This is a genomic window from Rhizobium sp. P2_G2 (genome assembly GCF_056403555.1).
In genome coordinates this window covers 1-866 of the sequence record NZ_JBFUFF010000267.1, presented here as the reverse complement: position 1 = coordinate 866, position 866 = coordinate 1, and the positions used below count along the sequence as shown (strand labels likewise).

Sequence of the window (866 nt, the reverse complement as noted above, 5' to 3'; positions counted from 1 at the left end):
CCCCATATCTATGTGGTGTGCTGCTCTACGGCAACGCCGCATTCGCAACCGTGGCAAGGCAGCCATCTTCGCGGGCGTCCGCACCGCTCTTAAATCTATGACGGTACGATGTACGCTGTACTGCTCGGAGGCTCAGCCGACTCGGCTGCTGCGCCCCGGCGAGCACCAGCGATTAAAGCTGGCAGCACAGTGACCGTTAATGATCCTTTTGTGCGCCTTTAGAACGTTGACGTCCAGTTACAATACCTCGCGGCTCAGTGCGAAGTGAAGGACGTCGCGTCAGGCGGGACCGCCCTTAGAAGGGCGGCTCAGCTTCGATCTCACCCGCCTGCTCGGCGAGGCTGAAGACCAGATCAGCCTGGGCGAGTTGGAGCTCAGCCATGAGCTGGGGCCGTTCGGAGGCGTCGACAGCGTTCTTCAGCTCGGCACGAAGTTCCTCGATGTGTTGCTCAATCGTCATCGTCTCATCTCCTTTATGAAAGACGGCGACRCGCGGCGGGAGGGAATGTCGGGGTCAAGGATCGCGCCAGCGACCGCCAGAGGCGGTGAGTGGGGGAGCCGATTTTGTTGGAGTGGAGGGAACCGGAGCGGAGGCAAAATTGGGGGAACCGCTCGTCCTTGAGGCCGGCATTTCGTCCCGGCACAATGGAAAGATCTGAGCAGACTATTCCGGTTGGTGTGCCACCAAAAAAGCCGGGGCGGGCTCGATGCCCGCTTCCGGCTTTCCGAAAGTGACCGATTGGCCCCGCCTTTTCGGCGGGGCCGTGACCGGGGCTCAGTCCCGGTTGGGGCGAGCCCAGATCAGCTGGTAGCCCTCCTCGCCGTCGACCTCGGTCAGCGTGGCGTAGATCGGCGCTGGGAAACTC

At 62.0% G+C, this 866-nt stretch carries 1 protein-coding gene and 1 pseudogene; both read right to left on the bottom strand.

Annotated features, from left to right (window positions below; all coding sequences use genetic code 11):
* Positions 1–295: 295 nt before the first annotated feature.
* A complete protein-coding gene (locus tag AC1D06_RS42660) occupies positions 296–460 on the bottom strand; it encodes a hypothetical protein (RefSeq protein ID WP_477991626.1) in 165 nt (54 codons plus the stop codon).
* A 315-nt stretch (positions 461–775) separates the two neighbouring features.
* Positions 776–866 (bottom strand): annotated as a pseudogene (locus AC1D06_RS42655) (DUF736 domain-containing protein); the annotation flags it as partial.

Excerpts from the sequence above, each read along its gene's own strand:
- AC1D06_RS42660 (WP_477991626.1), bottom strand. The coding sequence starts at position 460 with ATGACGATTGAGCAACACATCGAGGAACTTCGTGCCGAGCTGAAGAAC.